The sequence below is a fragment of the Pseudomonas sp. ASL4 genome (assembly GCF_056680395.1).
Genome location: NZ_CM155280.1, coordinates 6,926,488 through 6,950,293, shown reverse-complemented (window position 1 = coordinate 6,950,293; position 23,806 = coordinate 6,926,488). Strand labels below are relative to the sequence as shown.

20 protein-coding genes and 1 pseudogene are annotated in these 23,806 nt (G+C 59.2%); 9 read left to right on the top strand and 12 right to left on the bottom strand.

Annotated elements, in window-relative coordinates; translation table 11 throughout:
• Positions 1–85: 85 nt before the first annotated feature.
• Entirely contained in the window at positions 86–493 is a 408-nt protein-coding gene (locus tag AC1MEW_RS31860; protein ID WP_201256223.1) for a response regulator, read from the top strand.
• Positions 494–660: 167 nt separating this feature from the next.
• Positions 661–948 carry a DUF3509 domain-containing protein gene (locus AC1MEW_RS31855; protein WP_480424815.1) on the top strand — a complete coding sequence of 96 codons (288 nt, stop codon included), beginning with the start codon at positions 661–663 and terminating at the stop codon, positions 946–948.
• Positions 949–1,118: 170 nt separating this feature from the next.
• Here the strand turns inward: AC1MEW_RS31855 and AC1MEW_RS31850 are convergent, their stop codons facing one another.
• Both AC1MEW_RS31850 and AC1MEW_RS31845 read right to left on the bottom strand, forming a co-directional pair.
• Positions 1,119–2,072, bottom strand: a complete 954-nt coding sequence (locus AC1MEW_RS31850; protein WP_480427375.1) for a TIGR02285 family protein — start codon at positions 2,070–2,072, stop codon at positions 1,119–1,121.
• Positions 2,026–3,225: a CaiB/BaiF CoA transferase family protein gene (locus AC1MEW_RS31845; protein WP_201200928.1), complete on the bottom strand. Its 1,200-nt coding sequence runs from the start codon at positions 3,223–3,225 to the stop codon at positions 2,026–2,028. Before AC1MEW_RS31845 ends, AC1MEW_RS31850 begins: the two co-directional genes overlap by 47 nt.
• A 146-nt stretch (positions 3,226–3,371) precedes the next feature.
• On the opposite strand from AC1MEW_RS31845, the gene AC1MEW_RS31840 reads away from it, so the two are divergent.
• The 3 genes from AC1MEW_RS31840 to AC1MEW_RS31830 all read left to right on the top strand — a co-directional run bounded on the left by AC1MEW_RS31840 (position 3,372) and on the right by AC1MEW_RS31830 (position 7,153).
• Positions 3,372–3,914, top strand: a complete 543-nt coding sequence (locus AC1MEW_RS31840) for a YaeQ family protein (RefSeq protein WP_008151638.1) — start codon at positions 3,372–3,374, stop codon at positions 3,912–3,914.
• Positions 3,915–3,980: 66 nt separating this feature from the next.
• Positions 3,981–5,690, top strand: a complete 1,710-nt coding sequence (gene recJ, locus AC1MEW_RS31835; protein WP_201256221.1) for a single-stranded-DNA-specific exonuclease RecJ — start codon at positions 3,981–3,983, stop codon at positions 5,688–5,690.
• A 356-nt stretch (positions 5,691–6,046) separates the two neighbouring features.
• Complete coding sequence (locus tag AC1MEW_RS31830; protein WP_322270604.1) at positions 6,047–7,153, top strand: NADH:flavin oxidoreductase/NADH oxidase; 1,107 nt, start codon at positions 6,047–6,049, stop codon at positions 7,151–7,153.
• A gap of 193 nt (positions 7,154–7,346) precedes the next feature.
• On the opposite strand, the gene AC1MEW_RS31825 is transcribed toward AC1MEW_RS31830, so the two are convergent.
• The gene (locus AC1MEW_RS31825) at positions 7,347–8,972 is read right to left on the bottom strand and encodes a glucan biosynthesis protein D (RefSeq protein ID WP_201200934.1); all 1,626 of its coding nucleotides are present in this window, start codon (positions 8,970–8,972) and stop codon (positions 7,347–7,349) included.
• 412 nt (positions 8,973–9,384) lie between these two features.
• Here AC1MEW_RS31825 and AC1MEW_RS31820 point away from each other — a divergent pair, with 412 nt between their 5' ends.
• A complete protein-coding gene (locus tag AC1MEW_RS31820; RefSeq protein ID WP_154850916.1) occupies positions 9,385–9,570 on the top strand; it encodes a hypothetical protein in 186 nt (61 codons plus the stop codon).
• 178 nt (positions 9,571–9,748) lie between these two features.
• Here the strand turns inward: AC1MEW_RS31820 and AC1MEW_RS31815 are convergent.
• Positions 9,749–10,251: pseudogene (locus tag AC1MEW_RS31815) on the bottom strand (BRO-N domain-containing protein).
• A 439-nt stretch (positions 10,252–10,690) separates the two neighbouring features.
• Here AC1MEW_RS31815 and AC1MEW_RS31810 point away from each other — a divergent pair.
• Together AC1MEW_RS31810 and AC1MEW_RS31805 are read left to right on the top strand one after the other, a co-directional pair.
• A complete protein-coding gene (locus AC1MEW_RS31810; protein ID WP_322270607.1) occupies positions 10,691–11,944 on the top strand; it encodes an AAA family ATPase in 1,254 nt (417 codons plus the stop codon).
• A 2-nt stretch (positions 11,945–11,946) separates the two neighbouring features.
• Positions 11,947–12,573 carry an RloB family protein gene (locus tag AC1MEW_RS31805; RefSeq protein ID WP_480424813.1) on the top strand — a complete coding sequence of 209 codons (627 nt, stop codon included), beginning with the start codon at positions 11,947–11,949 and terminating at the stop codon, positions 12,571–12,573.
• Positions 12,574–12,610: 37 nt separating this feature from the next.
• Here AC1MEW_RS31805 and AC1MEW_RS31800 read toward each other — a convergent pair whose 3' ends face one another.
• The 8 genes from AC1MEW_RS31800 to AC1MEW_RS31765 form a co-directional block, all read right to left on the bottom strand.
• On the bottom strand, positions 12,611–14,095 hold the full coding sequence (locus AC1MEW_RS31800; protein ID WP_201200939.1) for an APC family permease: 1,485 nt from the start codon (positions 14,093–14,095) through the stop codon (positions 12,611–12,613).
• Between the two features lie 235 nt (positions 14,096–14,330).
• Positions 14,331–15,755: a gamma-aminobutyraldehyde dehydrogenase gene (locus AC1MEW_RS31795; RefSeq protein WP_201200940.1), complete on the bottom strand. Its 1,425-nt coding sequence runs from the start codon at positions 15,753–15,755 to the stop codon at positions 14,331–14,333.
• Between the two features lie 174 nt (positions 15,756–15,929).
• A complete protein-coding gene (locus tag AC1MEW_RS31790) occupies positions 15,930–16,757 on the bottom strand; it encodes an ABC transporter permease (protein WP_108574865.1) in 828 nt (275 codons plus the stop codon).
• A complete protein-coding gene (locus AC1MEW_RS31785; RefSeq protein ID WP_480424811.1) occupies positions 16,747–17,694 on the bottom strand; it encodes an ABC transporter permease in 948 nt (315 codons plus the stop codon). Before AC1MEW_RS31785 ends, AC1MEW_RS31790 begins: the two co-directional genes overlap by 11 nt.
• A gap of 1 nt (position 17,695) precedes the next feature.
• On the bottom strand, positions 17,696–18,733 hold the full coding sequence (locus AC1MEW_RS31780; RefSeq protein ID WP_201200942.1) for an ABC transporter ATP-binding protein: 1,038 nt from the start codon (positions 18,731–18,733) through the stop codon (positions 17,696–17,698).
• A 244-nt stretch (positions 18,734–18,977) separates the two neighbouring features.
• On the bottom strand, positions 18,978–20,129 hold the full coding sequence (ydcS, locus tag AC1MEW_RS31775; protein WP_201200944.1) for a putative ABC transporter substrate-binding protein YdcS: 1,152 nt from the start codon (positions 20,127–20,129) through the stop codon (positions 18,978–18,980).
• Positions 20,130–20,211: 82 nt separating this feature from the next.
• Positions 20,212–21,669, bottom strand: a complete 1,458-nt coding sequence (locus tag AC1MEW_RS31770) for a gamma-aminobutyraldehyde dehydrogenase (protein WP_201205146.1) — start codon at positions 21,667–21,669, stop codon at positions 20,212–20,214.
• 132 nt (positions 21,670–21,801) lie between these two features.
• Positions 21,802–22,716, bottom strand: coding sequence for a LysR family transcriptional regulator (locus tag AC1MEW_RS31765; protein WP_201195580.1), 915 nt, complete (start codon positions 22,714–22,716; stop codon positions 21,802–21,804).
• Positions 22,717–22,914: 198 nt separating this feature from the next.
• On the opposite strand from AC1MEW_RS31765, the gene AC1MEW_RS31760 reads away from it, so the two are divergent.
• Positions 22,915–23,637, top strand: coding sequence for a tellurite resistance TerB family protein (locus AC1MEW_RS31760; protein ID WP_201256217.1), 723 nt, complete (start codon positions 22,915–22,917; stop codon positions 23,635–23,637).
• Positions 23,638–23,806: the final 169 nt, after the last annotated feature.

The following is a 23,806-nucleotide window of genomic DNA, read 5'->3' as shown; positions in this document are numbered from 1 at the left end:
TTTCCGATGGGAGCCTGAAGGAGGCTCCCCTAGAGTGGTTGGCAACTGCGGTGAGAGTCCGCGAGTGTCGTTCCAGAGGTCGCTTATGCGCTCGCTCAAAATTCTGATTCTTGAACACAACCCTTTCCAGATGATGGCGTTGCACCAGATGCTCAACGCCGTGGGTATCTATGACGTGCTCACGGCGCCGTCAATGGCGGCGGCGCTGCGTTCCCTGGGTCGCAGGGGCGCGGTCGATATCGCGTTGTGCGATCCGCAACTCAAGGGCGGCGACGGGTTGGCATTGGTGCGACATCTGGTGGAGCACCACGAGGCACGCGCACTGATTCTGCTCGGGAGTGTGGTGTCGAGTGTCATGCCGGACTTGAAGGCGTTGCTAGCCACCAGCGACGTCAAACTCCTGGGGCACCTGCATACCCCCGTTTCTGCGGTGTTGATGCGAAGGCTGCTGGATGCCTATCTGCAGCAGGCAGCACTTCAAGTCAGGGCCTGAAGCCGGCTGTTTTATCCCTGTCATCTTTGCGGTGCATGCTCTATTTCCCGCAGATGCAGGTACCGTTCGCGGTCGGTATCCAGAACTTTCTTCTCGGGGCAGTGGTCATTTACTGTAGACACGCCCTCCCAGGCACTTTGTTTTCGGACTATTGAGTGGTGATCGAGATGGAAAGTATCAGTCTATTGCTCGGTGAGGCTCTGAGCCCGTATCAGGTTACGTTGACCCCGTCGAGTGCCCATGGCGAATGCCTGGTGACATTAAAAAGTGCAGCCGGTGCCATTGTCGTGGAACGTGCGTTCAATCAGGCGCAGTTGACCGATAAGTGGCTGCTGACGGATGTCGTTGATGGATTGCACCGCGATGTGCTGATCGCCGAAGGACGTCTGGAGCCCTGCGTAATCGCGGCGTTGCGCAATGCGGCCCAGGACAAGATCCTGGCCAATCGTAATTGAATTGTTTTTTGTGGGAACCTTCCTGCGCCAAGGTCAGTCAGACCTTGTAACAGCAGGATCAAGCATTGTGCTCCGGTGCTTGTAGCTTGCTGCTACTGGTCTTTATGTAGGCCACGTTTAACCCCGAGTCGTCTCCCCACTTCTCGGGGTTTCTTTTTGCCCGAAATTCGTTACTGATTGGCCTGATGTTCGAAAAAGGCCTTGGCTTCTTGCAGGTAGTCGCTGCGCCGTTCCGGGTCGAGCCAGTCGGCATATGACTGGTTGAGCCGGTCGTGGGGCAGGGTGCGCAGCAGTTGATTGATCTCGCTGATCGCTTGCCGGCCCTGAGGTGTTGCCGAGCAACCGATGTAGCCAGGCAGGTACTTGCCCGCACCCTTGACCGGATAGAACGCTAGCTCGTCGTCGGCAATGTGTTCAATGCTGGCCCGGTAGCGGATTTCCGGCCAATAGCCCAGTACCATCTGCAGTCGGCCCAGGCGCTGCATCTGCAACAGACTGCCGAGCGCATCGTTTCCGTAGTGGGGCGTCAAAGCGCCGTCCGGCGCCTTTTGCAGCAGGGCGTCCAGGTAGGGGCCGTAACTGCGTTCGGCAATTATTCCCACTCTGTTGTTGTCGCTGCTCAGCAGTGCGGGCAGATCGACTTCGCCGTCGACTAGATAAGGCGCCAGCGTTGATCGGAACTCCTGGCGGACCACAAGGCCATTAGTCACCGCCAGAAAAACCGGGGTGGAAAACACGATCCACTTTTCCCGTTCTTTGGTCCAGATCAGCGAGGGATCGCATGTAAACGATTCTTCGTGGAGCATCTGCATGCCGCGCGCCCGGTTCACCCGCATCAGGGTGTGGTCGTATTGCGGCATACCCGCGATCAAAAGCGGCATCAGTTGGTCGATGACCCCCTGACTTTTTTTCGGGCCTTCGAAGATCGTCATTGGCGGCAAGTCGCGCAACAGCCAGATCAAGTTCTCTTTTGGTTGTGCCCACGTGAATGACGCATGGCCTGCCAATAGTCCGATAAGCCCCACTGCACACCGGCGACGGGTGTGATGAAGGATGGATGAAATCAGGCGCTTCAGCTTAGATAGCCCCGTCTTCACGAAGTTTTGCGATCTGTCCCTCGTCATACCCAAGATCGTGAAGTACCTGCGCATTGTGTTCACCCAGCTGCGGTCCGACCCATTCGGAAGTGCCGGGTGTCTCAGAGAGTTTCGGCACAATCCCTGGCATCTTGAAGTCCTTGCCGTCTGGCAGTTTGGCTTGGAGGAACATTTCCCGGGCCAGGTACTGCGGATCGCTGAACATGTCTTCGGCACTGAAAATCCGGCTGGCCGGTACCTCGGCCTGTTTCAATTGCCCGATCACGCTGTCGAGCGGCAGTGAATTGACCCAGCGATCAATGACCCCGTAAATCTCGTCGCGACGGCTGTCTCGGCCATCATTGCTGGCCAGCAACGGGTCGTTGGCCAAATCTTCGCGGCCGATAATCAGCATGAAACGTTTGAAAATCGCATCGCCATTGGCGCCGATCTGCACGTGTTTGCCATCAGCGCTGGTGTGAATGGAGGAGGGCGTGATGCCGGGCATGATGTTGCCGGTGCGTTCGCGGATGAAACCGAACACATCGAACTCCGGCACCATGCTTTCCATCATGGCGAAAATCGCTTCATACAGCGCCACATCCACCACTTGGCCCAGACCGCCGTTCACCTCGCGATGACGCAAGGCCATCAACGCGCCGATTACGCCCCAGAGCGCGGCAATCGAATCGCCGATAGAAATCCCGGTGCGCACCGGTGGCCGGTCTTCGAACCCGGTGATATAGCGCAGGCCGCCCATGGATTCACCGACCGCGCCAAACCCAGGTTGGTCTTTCATCGGCCCGGTCTGGCCGAAACCCGAGAGGCGCACCATCACCAGTTTCGGGTTCAGCGCGTGCAGGACCTCCCAGCCCAACCCGAGTTTTTCCAGCACGCCAGGGCGGAAATTCTCGATCAGGATGTCGGCTTCGCTGAGCAGTTTTTTCAGAATGGCCAGGCCATCGGGGTGCTTGAGGTTCAGGGTCAGGGACTTCTTGTTTCGTGCCTGGACGAACCACCACAGCGAAGTGCCTTCATACAATTTGCGCCATTTGCGCAACGGATCACCGCCGTCCGGGGATTCGATCTTGATCACTTCGGCGCCGAACTCACCGCAAATGCGCGAGGCAAACGGCCCGGCAATCAACGTACCCAATTCGATGACTTTCAGACCTGAGAGCGGTTTACCGGTGAATGGCATGACGGATCCTGTAGGACAAAGGGCGATCGATAGAGCGTTTTAACATAGCCGCGTGTCAGTCGCCCAAGGTTGATGGTCGTCAATTCGTTGATTGCCTACCGCATCGGTTAGACTTGCCGCCTTTCCTCGTATCAAGAAGCCCGTTCATGGCCCAGCCGTCCACGACCTACAAGTTTGAACTGAACCTTACCGACCTCGACCGCAGCGTCTACGAGAGCGTGAAGCAGACCATCGCCCGTCACCCTTCGGAAACCGAAGAGCGCATGACCGTGCGCCTGCTGGCCTACGCCTTCTGGTACAACGAGCAACTGTCGTTTGGTCGCGGTCTGTCAGACGTGGATGAACCGGCCCTGTGGGAAAAGAGCCTGGATGACCGTGTCCTGCACTGGATCGAAGTCGGCCAGCCGGATGCCGATCGCCTGACCTGGTGTTCGCGTCGCACCGAACGCACCAGCCTGCTGGCCTACGGCAGCCTGCGTGTCTGGGAAACCAAAGTGATCCCGGCGATCAAGAACCTGAAAAACGTGCACATCGCCGCCGTGCCGCAAGACGTGCTGGAAACCCTGGCCAAGGACATGCCCCGCGTTATCAAGTGGGACGTGATGATCAGCGAAGGGACGATTTTCGTCACCGATGACCGTGGTCAGCACGAAGTCCAGTTGCAGTGGCTGAGCGGCGAGCGCGGCTGATTTTTCGCCGCCCGTTCGCGTTATCCGGTTTTATCCTACGTATTCAAGAGAAGCACCTGTCACCCCATGCGCATCGAACCTCGCCTGTTGCCCGACACCCTGCCATTCCTCGGTGATCTGCCGCCACTGCTGACCCGCCTGTACGCGGCGCGTGGCGTGCAGAACGAGGCTGAACTGGACAAGAGCCTGGCGCGGCTGATTCCGTTCCAGCAGCTCAAAGGCATCGACGCGGCGGTGGATCTGCTGGTGACGGCACTGGAACAGCGTCAGCGGATTCTGATCGTCGGCGACTTCGACGCCGATGGCGCCACGGCCAGTACCGTCGGTGTGCTTGGCCTGCGACTGTTGGGCGCGGCTCACGTCGATTATCTGGTGCCGAACCGTTTCGAGTACGGCTACGGCCTGACCCCGGAAATCGTCGAAGTGGCGCTGACCCGCACGCCGCAACTGCTGATCACCGTGGACAACGGCATCTCCAGCGTCGAAGGAGTGGCCGCGGCGAAAAAGGCCGGGCTCAAGGTATTGGTCACCGACCACCACTTGCCCGGCGATGAACTGCCGCTGGCCGATGCAATCGTTAACCCGAACCAGCCCGGTTGCGAGTTTCCGAGCAAGGCGCTGGCCGGTGTCGGGGTGATTTTCTACGTGCTGATGGCCCTGCGCGCGCGCTTGCGCAATCTGGGCTGGTACGAGAGCAAGCCGCAGCCGAACATCGGCGAGTTGCTGGACCTGGTGGCACTGGGCAGCGTCGCCGACGTGGTGCCGCTGGATGCGAACAACCGCATCCTGGTGCACCAAGGCCTGGAACGGATTCGCGCCGGCCGCGCTCGGCCGGGGATCAAAGCGATCCTCGAAGTCGCCAAGCGTGACCATGCACGCATCACTTCAACAGATTTGGGTTTTATCGTCGGCCCACGCCTGAACGCGGCGGGACGCCTGGATGACATGAGCCTGGGCATCGAATGCCTGCTCACCGAAGACGCTGCGGGTGCCCGAGAAATGGCGGCCCAGCTCGACGGCATGAATCAGGACCGCAAATCCATCGAGCAGGGCATGCAGCGTGAGGCGCTGGCCCAGCTCAAGGATTTGCCGGTGGAATCGATGCCGTTCGGCTTGTGCCTGTTCGATCCCGAGTGGCACCAAGGTGTCATCGGCATCCTCGCCTCGCGTATGAAAGAACGCTATTTCCGTCCGACGATTGCCTTTGCCGATGCCGGCGATGGCTTGCTCAAGGGCTCGGGACGTTCGGTTCAGGGCTTCCATATTCGCGACGCCTTGAGCGTGGTGGCGGCGCAGCATCCGAATCTGATCAGCAAATACGGCGGCCACGCGATGGCGGCGGGTTTGACGTTGCCGGAAGCGAATTTTCCGCTGTTCGCCGAGGCCTTTGACGCTGAAGTGCGTAGGCAACTTCGCGAAGAAGACCTGACCGGTCGCCTGCTGTCGGACGGCACGTTGGCGGTCGAAGAGTTTCACCTGGAACTGGCCCGCGCCCTGCGCCACGCCGGACCTTGGGGGCAGCACTTCCCTGAACCGCTGTTTCACGGGGTGTTCCAATTAGTCGAGCAGCGGGTGGTCGGCGAGCGGCACCTCAAAGTGGTGCTGAAAAGTGAGTGTGGCTCGGTGAAGCTGGATGGCATTGCCTTCGGGATTGACCGCGATATCTGGCCGAATCCGACCATCAAATGGGTGGAATTGGCCTACAAGCTCGACCTCAACGAGTTTCGTGGGAACGAGACGGTGCAGTTGATGATTGCCCACATCGAACCTCGCTAGTCGCTGACAGCTATTGTGGCGAGGGAGCTTGCTCCCGCCGGGCTGCGCAGCAGCCCCAAAACCTGCAATCGAATTTCGCCAGACACACCACGCAGGATGGTTTAAGACTGCTGCGCAGCCGAGCGGGAGCAAGCTCCCTCGCCACAGGTTCGCGTTGACCTCGAATTTGGGGTGTTTCATTTCTTGAACCCTCCCTCATCCCCCGTTGTCGACTAGGCTCTAAGCACTGCTTGATTGGCCTTGTGACGTCTTGTCGAATTTTTTGCCCGCGGGGGCGGGTGCTGCACCTTTTCCTGTCACTCGTCGACTTTTCAAACAGAACCCTGGAGCCTGCCCACTGATTCGAGAGGTGCCCCATGAGTCTGCTGCTTGAACCCTATACCCTTCGCCAATTGACCCTGCTCAATCGCATTGCCGTATCGCCGATGTGTCAGTACTCCAGCGTTGATGGCCTGGCGAATGACTGGCACCTGGTCCACCTTGGCAGCCGCGCGGTTGGCGGGGCCGGTCTGATTTTTACCGAGGCCACGGCGGTGACTGCCGAGGGTCGCATCACCGCCGAGGACCTCGGCCTGTGGAATGACGAACAGATCGAACCGCTGCAACGCATCACCCGCTTTATTGCGGCCCAAGGTGCGATAGCTGGCATTCAACTGGCCCACGCCGGGCGCAAGGCCAGCACTCATCGGCCGTGGCTTGGCAAGCATGGCAGCCTCAAACCGGATGATGGCGGCTGGACTCCGGTCGGTCCTTCGCCGATTGCATTCGATCCACAACACACCGCGCCTAAACAACTGGATGAAGGGCAGATCGCTGAAGTCATTCAGGCGTTCGTCGAGGCGGCAAAACGCTCACTGACCGCCGGTTTCAAAGTGGTCGAGATCCACGCTGCTCACGGTTATCTGCTGCATCAATTTCTGTCGCCCCTGAGTAATCAGCGCCGTGATCAGTACGGTGGCTCGTTCGAAAATCGCATCCGGCTGGTGCTGCAAGTCACCGAAGCGGTGCGCGCGATCTGGCCTGAAGAGTTGCCGTTGTTTGTGCGGGTATCAGCCACCGATTGGGTGGAAGATGGTTGGAATCCGGATGAAACCGTGGAGTTGGCGCGACGCCTCAAGGACTTGGGCGTGGACTTGATCGACGTGTCGTCGGGCGGTACGGCGGCCAACGCGGAAATTCCGATAGGGCCGGGTTACCAAACCCGCTTCGCCGAACGGGTGCGCAAGGAGTCAGGTATCGCCACGGGCACGGTAGGAATGATTACCGAGCCGGCGCAGGCTGAGCACATTCTGCGGACCTGTCAGGCCGACATTATCTTCCTGGCTCGGGAGCTGCTGCGTGATCCGTACTGGCCGCTGCACGCCGATGATGATCTGGGCGGGCGCAAGGCTGTTTGGCCGGCGCAGTATCAGCGGGCGACGCATCGGGATCAGCCGATTCATGAGTCGGATTTGCGCGACTGAGTGAAGCTGTAGAAACAAAAAAAAGCTCCGGTCAGGTTGATCGGGGCTTTTGAGTTTCTATGCGGGGATTTTGGTTGTCTGTAAGGCCGTCTTCGCGAGCAAGCCCGCTCCCACAGTGGATTTGTGGTGTACACACAACCAATGTGGGAGCGGGCTTGCTCGCGAAGGGGCCGGATCAGCCGACCCTTTACCCTCAGGTGTACTTACGCTTATCCGGCGCCGGCGGGAAATACTGGTACAACCAGGTTTCACTCAACGTCCGGTCATGGGTGCGAATAAACAACCGCAGTTCCACCGGTGCGACGCTGTCATTAGTCGGGTACCAGTCAAACGTAATCCGGTAACCCTTGATGTCATCGAGCACCAGCACGTTGAAGTCCTTTACCTCGCCATTCGAGCAAGTGACCACCGGTTCGATCGCTGCACCCTCCGGCAAGCGGTCCAGACCGCCGCCAGTGAAGTCCACGGCAAACCGGCGGGCCCAGACTTCCGGGTAGTGCTCGCCCGGCGCCCAGCCTTCAACGAAGCCGCCCATGCCCGAACGAGTCGCGTTGACCCGCGCCAGCGGCGTGCCGACCGGCGGCAGGGCGCTCCAGTAGAGCTTGTAGCCGTAATTCAGCGAATCACCGGCCGCTACAGGCTTCTTCGGCGTCCAGAACGCGACGATGTTATCCAGGGTCTCGCCGGTCGTAGGAATTTCCAGCAGATCGATAGAGCCTTCGCCCCACGCGGTTGTAGGTTCTACCCACAGGCTCGGGCGTTTGCTGTACCAGTCGACGGTGTCTTGATAGCTGGCGAACTCGTGATCGGTCTGCACCAGGCCGAAACCTTTCGGGTCGGTGTCGGCGAAGGCGTTGAACTGCAAGGTCGCCGGGTTGTTCAGCGGACGGCAGATCCACTCGCCGTTACCGCGCCACATGGCCAGTCGATCGGAGTCGTGGATTTGCGGGTGAATGGTGTCGCACATGCGCCGCTCGTGGGTGCCGCAGCTGAACATGCTGGTCATCGGCGCGATGCCCAGTTGTTCGATGGCCGTGCGGGCATTGATGTGCGCGTCGATGGCCATGACCACCTGATTGGCCTGGCAATCGATGTCGAAACGGTAGGCGCCGGTAGCGCTCGGCGAATCGAGCAGGGCGTAGACCACGAAGCGGGTGCTGTCCTTGTCCGGCGTCTCGAACCAGAATTTGGTGAAGTCCGGGAATTCCTCACGTTTCTTGGCATAGGTATCGATTGCCAGACCGCGAGCCGACAGACCGTACTGGCCAGAGGCGTCTACAGCGCGGAAATAGCTGGCGCCGAGGAAGGACAGCACATCGTGCTTGTCCAGTTCCGGGGCCTTGAACAGCTTGAACCCGGAGAAGCCCAGGTCGCCGGTGAGCTGCTTGGTGTCGACCGTGGTTTTTTCATAGTTGAAGAGCGACGGGCGGAAATGCACTTCCCGCGCCTGACGTGTCTTGGGGTCGACGCTGTACATGCGCACGGGTTGCTTAAAGCCCATGCCGACATGGAAAAACTGCACATCCAGCTGACCGTTCAACTCGTTCCACAGCGAGTGCTTGCCGTCGTACTGAATCGCATTGAAGTTCTGCGGCGTCATGGTCGCCAGTGTCGGCGGCAGCACCTGCTTGGTGTCCTGATAGCGACTGGTGGCGAGCTGTTTGGCCTGGATCTTCAGTGCTTCGAAGTCGAACGCCTGCGCGTCGCCGTCAGCCGCGCCATTCCCGGCCCAGGCGCGTGCGGCCAAAAGGCCGGAGGCCGACAGACCAGTGTAGGCAGCGATGGCCATGGATGCTTTGAGCAAATTCCTGCGGTGCATAAGTACAACCTGTCGTGAACAATCCCGCGCCGTTCCTGGCACTGCTGGATCAAAAATGGAGGTTCGGACATGCCTTCGGCCAAACGCAACGGACTTTAAACAGATGCCAAATAGCTTAAACCGTTCGGTTACAGAGAAAAAATGATTGATAGCACAACGATGTTGCAGCAATGAAACTAGAAGTCTCGGTTAGCGTTTCCCACAGTACTTTCTGATTTATAGGGCATTTCTGCTTTTTTCGACTAATTACTCTAAAAACCACTTTTCAGCGCCGATTAAGTTCCTATTCTATGGACATGACCGGTTTCGGCCCTTCAGGCCGGTGGGTTCAGCAGGCACAAAGCGCCTGCTGAAAGTAGCAGGGCGATGCGGTTTTCTGGAGTTTTTTTTGACGTATAGAAGGACATCGTCCATGTCGAAAGTACAAGGCATCACCGAACTGTTAGGAATCTTCCCGTGCCTGGCGTCCGGGCGGCGTAGGCGGCGGCTCAATTCGGAGGAAATGAAGTTGGTGGAACGGTATCGAGAGTTGTCGGAGAGCGACCGGATTGCGATGCGGTATCTGGTGGATGCGATGAGGAGTGTTTCGCGGTTTTGAGCGGCATACCAAGGGGCGGACTATGAAGTCTGCCCCTTTTACATTTTTTCAGACACACCAGAATCCCTGTGGGAGCGGGCTTGCTCGCGAAGAGGGCGTGTCAGTCGACATTGATAGTGATTGACCCACCGCATTCGCGAGCAAGCCCGCTCCCACAGGTTTTGCATTTACCTGACCCTCAACTGCAAGTGCCCATGATCTTGAATGGTCTCTGTACCTGCATCAGATCTGGCATGTCGCGCCATTGATCCAGGCTTGATGCTGCCAGTGCAGTAGCGGCACCGAGATGCCGGCCCACTGCAATGAGGTCAGGCTCGGAATGTTATCCACAGACGCCGCGTTTGAATCGCGCAGCATGGGGATGACTTCGTTGCTCAACCACTGGCGCAGGTTTCGGTTTTCCGGGATGAAATGGTGGACCAGCAAGGCATACATTCCTGATTCGCTTACCATCAGTGATTCTACGGTGTTGCCGCTTTTGAGTAGCCGGACAGTCCGGCGCTGATCAGGATCGAGTTTCAGGGTAAGGCGTTCGTCCATCGGGCGACCCATCAGGCGACCGAGGTCATGCACGCAGAACCAGGCTTGGTTGTCTTGCATGAGTGCGTGGAGGAAGCGGTTGTGGCGGGCGAAGACGGTTGGGGTGAAATGAGGCGGTATTTCAGGTGTTTGATTACGCATATTCGACTCCATGTTGAAAAGGGAGCCGCCACTAATCCTTCGACAGATTATGGGTGGCGGACCGTGCGGCGTTCGAAGTCGGAACATTCTCGATCAACACGGAAAAGCCGAGAGGCCCGCGCCACACGGCCCACCATAAAGTGAAGCTGAAAGGCAAAAATTGCCCCAGTTCATATGGGGGCGCGGATACGCCATGTTGATAGTGCTTCGGCTTCGACCCCGGGTCGCTGATTTGGCAGCGACGAGGTAAAGCCTATCGTTCAGGCGCTCGCGGCGCCAAGTCTACTCTGGCGCCGCGTGTTGTAGGAATTGGAGCTTTTACCGGAAGGCTCGGTCTGTAGGAATTTCCTGTTTTTGCATGAGCTGCAGCGCCGCTGCACCAAGCCCCTGTTTTTTGCTTTATTTTTTGGCTTTCAGGAATGAACGGCGGGTTCGCTGCATGTTGATCGAATTTTCCGTTTCCAACTATCGCTCCTTCCGGGACAAGCAAACCCTGTCCATGGCGGCGGCGCCGCGCTTAAGCAAAAAACGCAACCTGCTGATGCCATCCGTCAGTGGAGAAAGGCTCCCGGATTTGTTAAAAGTGGCTGCGATCTACGGGCCAAACGCATCGGGTAAATCTTCGCTTATCCGGGCGATGGGGATCATGGGCCAGTTGATTGCAGCGCCTCCGACCTCAAATGAAGAGCTGCTACCGGTCTCTCCATTTCGTTTTGACCCGCACCTCCAAAACGACCCCAGTTGTTTTGAGTACAACTTCATTCAACACGGGCTCCGATATCGGTTTGTCCTGCGTCTGACGGCGCAGCGGGTCATTGAGGAGGAACTGGTTTCATATCCCAAAGGCAAAGAAACGCTGCTGTATCAGCGTCGTTTTACGCAGGAGGGAGAGCAGTACGTTTTCGGGGAAAACCTTCAGGGAGGCAAAGAAGTACACAATGCCTGGCGACGTCTGACGAACCCCAAGACACTCTTTATTTCGCAAGCTGTTGCGAACAGCAGCGAAGAGTTGGCCCAGTTGCGAAGTCCATTTAGCTGGTTTCAAACCGGTCTACTCGTTATTGAGCAGAACAACATGCTGGGGTTGTCAGCAGCGTCCATCAGATTTCTTCGGATGGCATCAGACTGCACACTAAATTTACGAGACTTTCTAAGGTCCGTGGATATTCCTGTATCTGCTATCCAGCTCAATACCGAAGACGCGGCGTCTGTTCAGATCACTAAAAAACTTACCTTGAAAGAGTTCTTCGCAGCTGCGCAGAAAGACAAAGTAACGCTGACCCATACGAGCCTTTTAGGCAAAGCCGAGTTTGATTTTTCAGAGGAGTCCGGCGGCACAAAAAACCTGATTGGGTTCTGGCTGCCCTGGTTCATGATCAATCATGCCGACGGGAGCGGGATCCTTTCTGTCGACGAGTTGGACAGCAGCCTTCACCCCTCAATAGTCGATGATCTCATTGCGAAACATCTGGACAGTGGGCTGAACACTCAGTTGATCTTTACCTCCCACGATACTCATCTCATGAACGCCAAAGTACTTCGGCGCGATCAGTTCTGGATTACCGAACGCGACGCTAACGGCGCAACGAGTCTTTTTTCCGTTCATGATTTTGAAGGGCGAGAGAGTGAGGATGTCGAGAAGCGTTACTTTGAAGGCCGTTATCGCGGGTTACCGCTGATAAGGCAGGGTTGATCATGGCGCGCTCAATACGGCTATTTGACCGAAAGGCACCACGGTTCAAGCCTCAACCCAGCGTGCTGATCCTCTGTGAAGACAGCAAGTCAGGAAAACGATATTTGGAGGAGGCTGCCTTTCACTTCCGTGCCAACGCTCAAGTGGAAATAGCCCACTGCGGCGTCACACACCCAAGTGGCATTGTCGAAATAGCCATTGCCCGCCAGAAAGGCTTCGACAAGGTGTTTTGTGCATTGGATCGCGATACGCACCTATGTTTTGACCGTGCATTAAATCTGGCTAAGCCTCACTCGAAAATCAGAGTCATTGCTTCGTATCCCTGTTTTGAGTTTTGGCCACTTCTGCACTTTGGTTTCAATAGAAAGCCATTTCGAGCGGTTGGGAAGTATTCTCCAGGTGACTTGGTGACCAAAAGCCACAGAGAAAAACCGAGCATGGATAAATACGAGAAAGGCGAAGGCTCTAACTATTTCTCCCATCTGTTGGGTGAGCCATTCCAAAAGGCTAGAGCTTTAGCGCCCAAGATCATCGAGGACGTCGCCATCAGCGGCGAACCCAACCCCAGCACCGAAATCCATCTGCTGATGGACGAGTTCGAGACCCTCTCCAAACCTCAACCGATCTAACAACCCAGCCCGCATCGCGCGGGCTGGGCAACATCATTTACCGACTAACCTTCCAGGCATCCCCAGCAGGCGCAGTCCCATGGTCATAAGGCTTGGCCAGCCACATGTAGAGCAACCCCAACCCAATCACGATCGCCGTACTCAGCACCATCGCGTAGTTGATGTACCAAGCCGCATCCGGCGTACGCGGCCAGGCCATGTTGATGATCGCGCCGACACCGTAGATCAACGCACCAATGTTCACCGGCAAACCCCACGCGCCGAGGGTGAATTTGCCGCTTGGTTTCCAGCCTTTCATCCGTGCGTACAGCGCTGCCAGGACGATCATCTGGAATGCCAGATAGATGCCGATGGCCGCGAAGCTGACGATGGTCGCTACGGCGTCTTGCAGGAAAAATCCGAGGGCGATGATTACCGCTGGCAGGACGCCGGACACAAACAGCGCCGCAACCGGCACCTGGGTTGTAGGGGAAATCTTCTTCAGCAGTGTGCTGCCGATGACCATTTCATCCCGAGCGTAGGAATACAGCAGACGACTCGCTGCCGCTTGCAGGCTGATGACGCAGGAGATGAAGGAAATCATCACCACGCCCATCACTACTTTCGAACCCACCGGACCGAAAGCGTTGTTGAGGATGGTGGTGACCGGGTCTTTGTCGGTGCCGTTGATCACCGCTTGCATGTCCGGCACGGCGAGGATCAGCGCCAGGCAAGCGAACATCGCCGAGATGCCGCCGATGTAGATGGTCATGCGCATGGCAATCGGGATTTGCTTGCTCGGGTTCGGGGTTTCTTCGGCGACATCGCCGCAGGCCTCGAAGCCGTAGTACAGGAACATCCCGGCCAGCGAGGCGGTGAGGAAGGCCGGCAGGTATGAGCCGTCGATGCGGATGTCGAAGGTGTTGAATAACACGCTGATCGGTTGATGACGCTCGAAGACCAGCAGGTAGACGCCGACGATGACCGCGCCGATCAGCTCACAGAGGAAACCGAACATGGCGATCCGCGCCAGCACTTTGGTGCCGCTGAGGTTGACCAGGGTGGCGAACAGCGTCAGGAACAACGCGATGATGATGTTGGTGTTGTTGCTCGGTTCAAAACCCATCATCGCGGCCAGGTACGGACCGGCACCGACCGCCACGGCGGCGATGGTGACGCACAGGGCGATGGAGTAGATCCAGCCGACCATCCACGCCCATTTTTTGCCGACCAAGCGGCGCGCCCACGGGTAGACGCCGCCGGAAATCGGGAATTGCGAAACCACTTCACCGAAGATCAGGCACACCAGCAACTGGCCGCAACCGACCAGCAAATAGGCCCAGAACATCGGCGGCCCGCCTGCGGCCAGGCACAGGCCGAACAGGGTATAAACCCCTACAACCGGCGAGAGGTAAGTGAAGCCCAGGGCGAAGTTTTCCCACAGGCTCATGCTGCGATTGAAATTCGAGGTGTAGCCCAGCTTGCGTAGCTGCTCGGCATCGCTGTCGGCAACGGCTGCGGAGAGATCGGGTGATGCACTCATGGTCTGTTAGCTCCGGAAAATCGGCAGATTTCGGATGTCCGAAACCGTGACGGGGCCTTGGAGGCGCCGCCCGGGTCGGTGGTTATTGTTTTGGCTTGGTTGGGGTGGAACCTGGGTGGTGCTTAGTGCCGGTTTCTTCCCTGAGATTGCGGTGACGCCTTCGCGAGCAAGCCCGCTCCCACAGGGGAATGCGGTTGAATGTGGGAGCGGGCTTGCTCGCGAAGCTTTTAAGCTTTTAATGCTTGAACATCACATGCCGCACGGTGGTGTAGTCCTCAAGCCCGTACATGGACATGTCCTTCCCGTAGCCGGACAATTTCTGACCGCCATGGGGCATTTCGCTGACCAGCATGAAGTGCGTGTTCACCCAGGTGCAGCCGTATTGCAAGCGTGCAGCGAGGCGATGGGCGCGACCGACATCGGCGGTCCAGACTGACGATGCGAGGCCGTAGTCCGAATCGTTGGCCCAGCCCAGCACCTGCGCTTCATCGGTGAATTTGGTCACTGACACCACCGGCCCGAACACTTCACGACGGACGATTTCATCGTCCTGCTGCGCATCGGCTAATACGGTCGGTTCAAAGAAGAAACCATTGCCTTCCACAGCCTTGCCGCCCGTGACCAAACGGATGTGCGACTGCGCCACGGCACGCTCGACAAACCCGGCCACGCGGTCGCGATGTTGCGCGGTGATCAGCGGCCCCAACTCGGTCGCCGGGTCATCCTGCAAACCGTACTTGATGGTGCTGACCGCCGCGCCAAGCTTCTCGACGAATTTTTCGTAGATGCCGGCCTGGGCGTAGATACGGCATGCGGCGGTGCAGTCTTGCCCTGCGTTGTAGAAGCCGAAGGTACGAATACCTTCCACCGCGGCGTCGATATCAGCGTCGTCAAAGATGATCACCGGGGCCTTGCCGCCCAGTTCCATGTGCATGCGTTTAACGCTGTCGGCGGTGCTGGAAATGATGTTCGCGCCGGTGGCGATGGAGCCGGTCAGCGACACCATGCGCACTTTCGGATGCGTAACCAGCGGACTGCCGACGGTAGGACCACGACCGAACACCAGATTGAGCACGCCCGCCGGGAAGATTTCCGACGCCAGTTGCGCCAGACGCAATGCGGTCAGCGGGGTTTGTTCCGACGGTTTGAGCACCACGGTATTACCGGCGGCCAGGGCCGGGGCGATTTTCCAGGCGACCATCATCAGCGGGTAGTTCCACGGCGCGATAGAGGCGATCACGCCGACCGGATCGCGGCGGATCATCGAGGTGTGACCGGCCAGGTATTCACCGCCGGCCGAACCACTCATGCAGCGGCTGGCGCCAGCGAAGAAACGAAACACGTCGGCAATCGCCGGGATCTCATCGTTCAGCGCGGCACTGTAGGGTTTGCCGCAGTTGTCCGATTCCAGTTTGGCCAGCTCTTCGCCATGGGCTTCGATGGCGTCGGCGAGTTTGAGCAGCAGCAGCGAGCGGTCTTTCGGCGGGGTTTGCGACCAGCCTTCGAAGGCGTTGTCGGCGGCGCGCACGGCGGCGTCGACCTGGGCTTCGGTGGCTTCATTGATTTCGACCAGTACTCGGCCGAGCGCCGGGTTGAACACCTGCTGGGCGGGGCCTTCGCCGTCGATCAGTTGGCCGTTGATCAAGAGTTTGGTTTGCATCTCTATGTCCTCATCGAAACTATATTTTTCCTGCCGAAACCGAATCAATGTGGGAGCGGGCTTGCTCGCGAAGAGGCCATCACATTCAACATTGATGTTGGCTGAAACACCGCTTTCGCGAGCAAGCCCGCTCCCACAGTAAATTCGGTTCCCACAGTGAGTAATTGTTGTCAGTTATTTCCCGCCACTGCCCGCAACACTCTCGCCGCCACGGGTCAGGTAATAGGCGCCGAGGATCGGCAGCATGGTCACCATCATCACCAGCATCGCGACGACGTTGGTCACCGGCACGTCCCGTGGGCGGCTGAGCTGGTTGAGCAACCACAGCGGCAGGGTGCGTTCATGGCCGGCGGTGAAGGTGGTGACGATGATCTCGTCGAACGACAGCGCAAACGCGAGCATGCCGCCGGCCAGCAGCGCCGAACCTAGACTCGGCAGGACGATGTAGCGGAAGGTCTGCCAGCCGTCGGCGCCGAGGTCCATCGAGGCTTCGATCAGGCTGTGCGAGGTGCGGCGCAAACGGGCGATGACGTTGTTGTAGACGATCACCACACAGAAGGTCGCGTGGCCGACGATGATGGTGAACATCCCCGGCTCGATCCCCAGCGTCTTAAACGTCGCCAGCAACGCGATCCCGGTGATGATCCCCGGCAGCGCAATCGGCAGGATCAGCATCAGCGAGATGCCTTGTTTTCCGAAGAATTCGCGGCGGTACAACGCCGCCGACGCGAGGGTGCCGAGGACCATGGCAATCAACGTCGCGATGGCGGCGATTTGCGCCGAGAGCTTGATCGCTTCCAGCACGTCGGGGCGCGAAAACGCCACGCTGAACCAGTGCAGGGTGAAGCCTTTGGGCGGAAAGCTGAACGCAGCTTCTTCGGTATTGAAGGCGTACAGGAAGATGATCAAGATCGGGAAGTGCAGAAACACCAACCCGCCCCACGCGGCGATTTTCAGGCCCAGAGAGGCTTGATCGCCCTGTTTGATTGGCTTAGAGCGCATCGAAGGCCCCCATGCGTTTAACGATGGTCAGGTAAACGGCGATCAACACAATCGGCACCAGGGTGAACGCGGCTGCCATCGGCATATTGCCGATCGCGCCTTGCTGGGCGTAGACCATGCTGCCGACGAAGTAGCCCGGCGGGCCCACCAGTTGCGGCACGATGAAGTCGCCGAGGGTCAGGGAAAAGGTGAAGATCGAACCGGCGGCGATGCCCGGAATCGACAGCGGCAAAATCACCTGCATAAACGTTTGGCGCGGTTTGGCGCCGAGGTCCGCGGAGGCTTGCAGCAGCGACGGCGGCAGGCGTTCCAGCGAGGCCTGGATCGGCAAGATCATGAACGGCAGCCAGATGTAGACGAACACCATGAACCGGCCCAGGTGCGAGGTCGACAAGGTGCTGCCGCCAACGCCGGGAATGCCGAGCACGAATTGCAGCACCGGCTCCAGCCCCAAGTGCTGAACGAACCACTGCGCCACGCCGCCCTTGGCCAGCAGCAAGGTCCAGGCGTAGGCCTTGACGATGTAACTGGCCCACATCGGCATCATCACCGCGATGTAGAAAAACGCCTTGGTCTTACCGGTGGTGTAGCGCGCCATGTAATAGGCGATCGGGAACGCGACGATGGCGCTGGCAATCGACACGACAATCGCCATGCTCAAGGTGCGCAGGATGATGTCGAAGTTCGACGGCTGGAACAGTGCAGCGAAGTTCGCCAGGGTCAGGTCGGGGGTGACCGCCATGGTGAAGTCATCGAAGGTGTAGAAACCTTGCCACAACAGCACCAGCAGCGAGCCGAGGTAGATCGCGCCGAACCACAGCAGCGGCGGCACCAGCAGCAGCGACAGATAGAAGTTGGGCCGGCGATACAGCAGATTGGAAAACCTGCGCAACGGCGAACCGCTGGCCGACGTTTGAGGGAGAGCCACGCTGTTCATCTCACACCCCGCCCACAACATTGTCGTGCAGCGGGATCATCGCCTCGCGTGCCCAGCGCGCGCTGATGCGTTGCCCGGTCTGGTGCTGGGCGCTGGTGTCCAGCCACTGGACGTTGGCCTGGCTGATGTTCAGGGTCTGGCCGTTTTCCAGTTTCACTTCATAGCGGGTGGCGCTGCCTTGGTACTGGATGTCGTGCAGCAAGCCGCTGACTTCAATCTCATGGCTGGCCAGCGGGCCTTCGGCGAAACGCACGTGTTCCGGGCGAATCGAAAACGGCTGCGGATTGCCGCTCAACTGCTTCGCCAGATCGCCGCGAATCACGTTGGAGGTGCCGACGAATTCAGCGACGAACGTGGTGGCCGGTTTCATGTAGAGGTTGCGCGGGGTGTCGACCTGCTCGATGCGACCCTTGTTGAAAACGGCCACGCGGTCGGACATCGACAGCGCTTCGGTCTGATCGTGGGTGACGAAGATGAAGGTGATGCCGAGCTGGCGTTGCAGCTTCTTCAGCTCGCTTTGCATTTGTTCGCGCAGCTTCAGGTCGAGAGCGCCGAGCGGTTCGTCGAGCAGCAACACGCGCGGACGATTGACCAAGGCGCGGGCCAGGGCCACACGCTGTCGCTGACCGCCAGACAGTTGCACCGGTTTGCGCTCGCCGTAGCCACCGAGGGCGACCATATCGAGGGCTTCTTCGGCGCGCTTCTGGCGTTCGGCTTTACCGACGCCTTTGACTTTCAAACCGTAGGCGACGTTGTCGCGAACGTTCATGTGCGGGAACAGCGCGTAATCCTGGAACACGGTGTTCACGTCACGCTGGTACGGCGGCAGCCCGGCGGCCTCTTCGCCGTGAATACGGATCGAGCCTGCGCTCGGTTGTTCAAAACCGGCGATCAGGCGCAGACAAGTGGTTTTGCCCGAGCCGGAAGGGCCGAGCATGGAAAAGAACTCGCCGTCCTGAATATCGATGGAAACCCGGTCAACGGCCTTCACTTCGCCGAACTGACGGGAAACGTTGGTGAACTGGACTGCAAGCGTCATGGTGCGGTGCTCCAAAAAGGCGAAGGCCGTCGCAGCGGCCCTGCCTGGACTTCTGAAAAATCTGAATCAAGATCGCGTATCCGCGACTGGAATACTGATTGTGGTGAGGGGGCTTGCCCCCGTTGGGCTGCGCAGCAGCCCTGAAATGGAGAATGCGGTTTATCTGCTAGATCGCGGTGGCTGTTGCTGGGGCGGCTTCGCCACCCAACGGGGGCAAGCCCCCTCGCCACAGGTGATCGGTGTGTCAGCGACCGCCCATAATCGCGATGTAATCCTGGGTCCAGCGGCTGTACGGTACGAACTTGCCGCCTTCAGCCTGCGGGGTTGTCCAGAAGGCGATTTTCTCGAACTGGTCGAAACCGTTGGTCTTGCAACCCTCGGCGCCCAACAGTTCGCTGCCCTGGCAAGCCGCCGGCACCGCTGGCAACGAGCCGAACCACGCGGCGACGTCACCCTGGACTTTCGGTTGCAGCGACCAGTCCATCCACTTGTAGGCGCAGTTCGGGTGTTTGGCCTCGGCGTGCAGCATGGTGGTGTCGGCCCAGCCGGTGGCGCCTTCTTTCGGGATGGTCGAAGCGATCGGCTGCTTCTCGTTCATCAGGCCGTTGACCTGATACGGCCAGGCGCTGGACGCGACCACGCCTTCGTTTTTGAAGTCACTCATCTGCACGGTGGTGTCGTGCCAGTAGCGGTGGATCAGCGGCTGCTGGGCGCGCAACAGATCGAGCACGGCTTTGTACTGGGTTTCGGTCAGCTCGTACGGGCTCTGGATGCCCAGTTCCGGCTTGGTGCTTTTCAGGTACAGCGCGGCGTCGGCGATGTAGATCGGGCCGTCATAGGCCTGCACACGACCTTTGTTCGGCTTGCCGTCCGGCAGGTTTTGCGCGTCGAACACTACGTTCCAACTGGTCGGCGCAGTCTTGAACACGTTGGTGTTGTACATCAGCACGTTCGGGCCCCACTGGTATGGAGTGCCATAAGTCTGCTTGTTGACCACGTACCACGGCGCATCTTTGAGGCGCGGGTCGAGGCCTTTCCAGTTCGGGATCAACGCCGTGTTGATCGGTTGCACACGCTTGCCGACGATCAATCGCAGCGACGCATCGCCGGACGCGGTGACCAGGTCGTAACCACCCTTGGCCATCAAGCTGACCATTTCATCGGAGGTGGCGGCGGTCTTGACGTTGACCTTGCAGCCGGTTTCCTTTTCGAAACCGGTCACCCAGTCGTAGGCCTTGTCGCTCTCGCCACGTTCGATGTAGCCGGGCCAGGCGACGATATCCAACTGACCTTCGCCGGCACCGACGGCTTTCAGCGGTTCGGCGGCCTGGATACTGGCACTGGCCAGCAGTGCGGTGGTGATTGCACTGAGCAGTGCGGTCTTGTGCACGAACATGGGGTTTCCCTCTTCTTTAATTATGGTCGGGGCAGTTGTGAACGTGGTGAAGCGTGCCGTTTTCGGCTTGTTGTTAGCGTAGTCAGAGATGCTGGCCGTGGCGGGCCATGATGTGCCGCACCACGCTGTAGTCCTGAAGCGAATCGCTGGATAAGTCTTTGCCGTAGCCCGAACGTTTCAGGCCGCCATGGGGCATTTCGCTGACCAGCATGAAATGGCTGTTGATCCAGGTGCAGCCGTACTGAAGGCGCGCCGCGACCTGCATGGCTTTGTCGAGGTTCTGGGTCCAGACCGAAGAGGCGAGGCCGTATTCCGAGTCGTTAGCCCAGTCCACGGCTTGTGCCAGTTCATCAAAACGGGTCACGGTGACCACCGGCCCGAACACTTCGCGCTGGACGATTTCATCGCTCTGTTTGCAGCCGGCCAGCAGCGTCGGCTGGTAATAGAAGCCGGCGCCGGAATGCACGGCCGCGCCAGTAACGCGTTCGATGTGCGGCTGGCCGAGGGCGCGCTCGACGAAACTGGCCACGCGGTCGCGCTGGCGGGTGCTGATCAGCGGGCCGATTTCATTGTCGGCGTCGCGTTTACCGGCGAAGCGCAGGCTGCTGACGGCTGCGCCGAGTTCGGCTACCAAGCGGTCATGAATCCCGGCTTGTGCATAAATCCGGCACGCGGCGGTGCAGTCCTGGCCGGCGTTGTAATAGCCGTAGGTGCGCACACCGTCGACTACCGCTTGAATGTCCGCGTCGTTGCAGACGATCACCGGGGCTTTTCCGCCGAGTTCGAGGTGCGTGCGTTTGAGGGTTTTCGCCGCGGCCTGGAGGATTTTTTGCCCGGTGACGATATCGCCGGTCAGCGAGACCATGCGCACTTTCGGGTGGCTGACCAAATGGCTGCCAACGCCTTCACCTCCACCGCAGATGATGTTGATCACCCCGCGCGGCAGGATTTCGGCCAGCGCTGGCGCCAGGGCGAGGATCGACAGCGGCGTATGTTCGGAGGGCTTGAATACCAGGGTGTTGCCGGCGGCCAGGGCCGGGGCGATTTTCCACGCGGCCATCATGATCGGGTAGTTCCACGGTGCGATGGACGCGACGACCCCGATAGGATCGCGGCGGACCATGCTGGTGTAACCCGGCAGGTATTCGCCGCTGAGCTGACCGGTCTGGCAGCGCACGGCGCCAGCGAAGAAACGGAACACATCGACTGTGGCGCTCAGGTCGTCCTGACGGGCCAAGTGCAACGGCTTGCCGCAGTTCAGGGATTCGAGGCGGGCGAGCAGGTCGGCGTTTTTTTCGATGGCGTTGGCGATGTCCAGCAACAGATTCGAACGTTGCTGCGGCGTGGTGCGCGACCAACTGGCGAAGGCGCGGTGGGCGGCGAGGATCGCAGCTTCGACTTGCTCGGTGCTGGCTTCGGCGATGTGGGTCAGTACTTCGCCGGTGGCCGGGTTGAGGATCGGTTCGACAAAGCCCTGGCCTGCGACCAATTCGCCATCGATCAACAACGCGGTGAACAACGGGGTCTGCGCGCCAGCCATTTTTCGGGTTCTCTTTTCTTGTGTGGCCATGGTGCTCCCAGCGACTGGGGCACGGCCGTCTTATGTCGATGTAACAAGACTAGTGCGCGGGCCCGAGGTCGACAAATACTAAATACTGAAGGTGGCGTTCGATTAAATAGATGGCTTGCGCCCGCCGTGGGGTTGTTCCCGGGCGACGGTCAGGAACGGGTCGACCAGCGCCGGCCGGGCGGTGCCGCGACGCCAGGCCAGGCCGACGTCGAGGGTCTGGCTGAGGTCGGCAATCGGCCGGGCTTCGATGATGTCGCCCTCCAGTGACCATGGGCGGTAAGTCATGTCCGGTTGGATCGACACACCCAAGCCCGCCGCCACCAGGCTTCGCACGGCTTCCGTCGACGCGGTTTTGAGGGTGATGCGCGGTTGCAGCGAGGCTGCTGACCACATGCGCTGGGCGTTGCGGTCCATTTCATCGACGTTCAACTGAATCAGCGGTTCGCGGGCCACGTCAGCGAGGTTGATGCTGTCGTGTTCCAGCAACGGATGCTGCGCCGGCAGCCACAAGCGGTGGGGCGAGTGGGTCAGCACTTCGGTCTGCAAGGCGTGGCGGTCTTCGAGATTGGAAAGGATCAGCACGCCGACATCAATCTCGCCGCTGACCAGCAAATGCTCGATGTAAGGGCGCTCGTCCTCCATCACCCGAATCTCGACGTTGGGGTAGGCGCGCTGGAATCGGGTGAGCAGATCCGCCAGGTAATAACCGGCAACGAGGCTGGTCACGCCGACGATCAACTGCCCGGCCACTTGGTCGGTGCTTTGCTGAAGGCTGCGCTTGGCGTTGTCCACCGTCGCCAGAATCAAGTGCGCCTGGCGCAGGAATTGATGGCCCTGGTGGGTCAGGGTCATGCCCTTGGCGTGGCGGTTGAACAGGCTGACGCCGATTTCCTGCTCCAGTTGCTGGATCGCCAGAGTCAGGGTGGACTGGGAAATAAACGCGGTTTGCGCGGCGGCGGAGATCGAACCGGTCTCGGCCACAGCGATGAAATGACGGATCTGACGCAAAGTCATCATGGGAACAGTACCCGGTGGGCGGTTTTTATAGATTTGTTCGAGTGTATATCTTTTTAATCGATGGCCCAGCCTGACGCCTCGGCGAGTCGCAAGGGCCGAGCAACATCTGGAAGCACTCTCGCGGGCAGGCACCGGGCACTTTCGATCTAGGCTGAGGGCCTGAATCATCCGGTTATCCCGAATTCGTGGAGGCAGCAAATGAACACCCGTGGATTGCTCGATCAGCTACTCAAATCCGGCCAGGACCTGTTGAAGGACAAGGCCGGCGGTCATCAGAACAAGTCATCCGGCGGTGGATTGGGTGGTTTGCTTGGCGGCAGCGGTGGTTCGGGCGGCCTCGGCAGCTTGCTCTCGGGGGCGGGGGGCGGTGCTTTGGCGGCCGGTGCAATGGGCCTGTTGCTCGGTAGCAAGAAGGGTCGCAGTGTCGGCGGCAAGGTCCTGACCTATGGCGGTCTCGCGGCGTTGGGCGTGATTGCCTACAAGGCTTTTGGCAACTGGCAAGCCCAGCAGGGCACGGCACCGAAGGCTGAGCCGCAAACCATCGACCGCTTGCCGGCGGCGCAGGTTGAACAACACAGCCAGGCGATTCTCAAGGCGCTGGTAGCCGCGGCCAAAGCCGATGGCCACGTCGATGAGCGTGAGCGCGCATTGATCGAAGGTGAATTCACCAAGCTCGATAACGACCAGGAACTGCAGCACTGGCTGCACACCGAACTCAACAAGCCCCTCGACCCAAGCGACGTCGCCCGCGCCGCCAGCACTCCGGAAATGGCCGCCGAGATGTATATCGCCAGTGTGATGCTGGTGGATGAGGAGAGCTTCATGGAAAAGTCCTACCTCGATGAACTGGCACGGCAGTTGAAGCTGGAGCCGGGGTTGAAGGCTGAGCTGGAGAAACAGGTGCGCCAGGCTTCGATGTAAGCCTCCACGCCGCCATCGCGAGCAGGCTCGCTCCCACAGGGATTTGCTGCGTACACAGCCTCTGCGTACGACCCGATCAAATGTGGGAGCGAGCCTGCTCGCGATAGCTTCTTCACATCACCTAATGACCAATCCACGGTCCATTTCTGCCAAATCACCACTGGCAAGC

What these genes read in the sequence shown, in the direction of transcription:
- AC1MEW_RS31840 (WP_008151638.1), top strand. Translation starts at nt 3,372, where the DNA reads ATGGCCCAGCCGTCCACGACCTACAAGTTTGAACTGAACCTTACCGAC.
- AC1MEW_RS31795 (WP_201200940.1), bottom strand. Translation starts at nt 15,755, where the DNA reads ATGCAAACCAAACTCTTGATCAACGGCCAACTGATCGACGGCGAAGGC.
- AC1MEW_RS31800 (WP_201200939.1), bottom strand. Translation starts at nt 14,095, where the DNA reads ATGAGTGCATCACCCGATCTCTCCGCAGCCGTTGCCGACAGCGATGCC.
- recJ (WP_201256221.1), top strand. Translation starts at nt 3,981, where the DNA reads ATGCGCATCGAACCTCGCCTGTTGCCCGACACCCTGCCATTCCTCGGT.
- AC1MEW_RS31850 (WP_480427375.1), bottom strand. Translation starts at nt 2,072, where the DNA reads ATGACGAGGGACAGATCGCAAAACTTCGTGAAGACGGGGCTATCTAAG.
- AC1MEW_RS31820 (WP_154850916.1), top strand. Translation starts at nt 9,385, where the DNA reads ATGTCGAAAGTACAAGGCATCACCGAACTGTTAGGAATCTTCCCGTGC.
- AC1MEW_RS31805 (WP_480424813.1), top strand. Translation starts at nt 11,947, where the DNA reads ATGGCGCGCTCAATACGGCTATTTGACCGAAAGGCACCACGGTTCAAG.
- AC1MEW_RS31830 (WP_322270604.1), top strand. Translation starts at nt 6,047, where the DNA reads ATGAGTCTGCTGCTTGAACCCTATACCCTTCGCCAATTGACCCTGCTC.
- AC1MEW_RS31855 (WP_480424815.1), top strand. Translation starts at nt 661, where the DNA reads ATGGAAAGTATCAGTCTATTGCTCGGTGAGGCTCTGAGCCCGTATCAG.
- AC1MEW_RS31765 (WP_201195580.1), bottom strand. Translation starts at nt 22,716, where the DNA reads ATGATGACTTTGCGTCAGATCCGTCATTTCATCGCTGTGGCCGAGACC.
- AC1MEW_RS31810 (WP_322270607.1), top strand. Translation starts at nt 10,691, where the DNA reads ATGTTGATCGAATTTTCCGTTTCCAACTATCGCTCCTTCCGGGACAAG.
- AC1MEW_RS31860 (WP_201256223.1), top strand. Translation starts at nt 86, where the DNA reads ATGCGCTCGCTCAAAATTCTGATTCTTGAACACAACCCTTTCCAGATG.
- AC1MEW_RS31785 (WP_480424811.1), bottom strand. Translation starts at nt 17,694, where the DNA reads ATGAACAGCGTGGCTCTCCCTCAAACGTCGGCCAGCGGTTCGCCGTTG.
- AC1MEW_RS31770 (WP_201205146.1), bottom strand. Translation starts at nt 21,669, where the DNA reads ATGGCTGGCGCGCAGACCCCGTTGTTCACCGCGTTGTTGATCGATGGC.
- AC1MEW_RS31790 (WP_108574865.1), bottom strand. Translation starts at nt 16,757, where the DNA reads ATGCGCTCTAAGCCAATCAAACAGGGCGATCAAGCCTCTCTGGGCCTG.
- AC1MEW_RS31760 (WP_201256217.1), top strand. Translation starts at nt 22,915, where the DNA reads ATGAACACCCGTGGATTGCTCGATCAGCTACTCAAATCCGGCCAGGAC.
- AC1MEW_RS31780 (WP_201200942.1), bottom strand. Translation starts at nt 18,733, where the DNA reads ATGACGCTTGCAGTCCAGTTCACCAACGTTTCCCGTCAGTTCGGCGAA.
- AC1MEW_RS31825 (WP_201200934.1), bottom strand. Translation starts at nt 8,972, where the DNA reads ATGCACCGCAGGAATTTGCTCAAAGCATCCATGGCCATCGCTGCCTAC.
- ydcS (WP_201200944.1), bottom strand. Translation starts at nt 20,129, where the DNA reads ATGTTCGTGCACAAGACCGCACTGCTCAGTGCAATCACCACCGCACTG.
- AC1MEW_RS31845 (WP_201200928.1), bottom strand. Translation starts at nt 3,225, where the DNA reads ATGCCATTCACCGGTAAACCGCTCTCAGGTCTGAAAGTCATCGAATTG.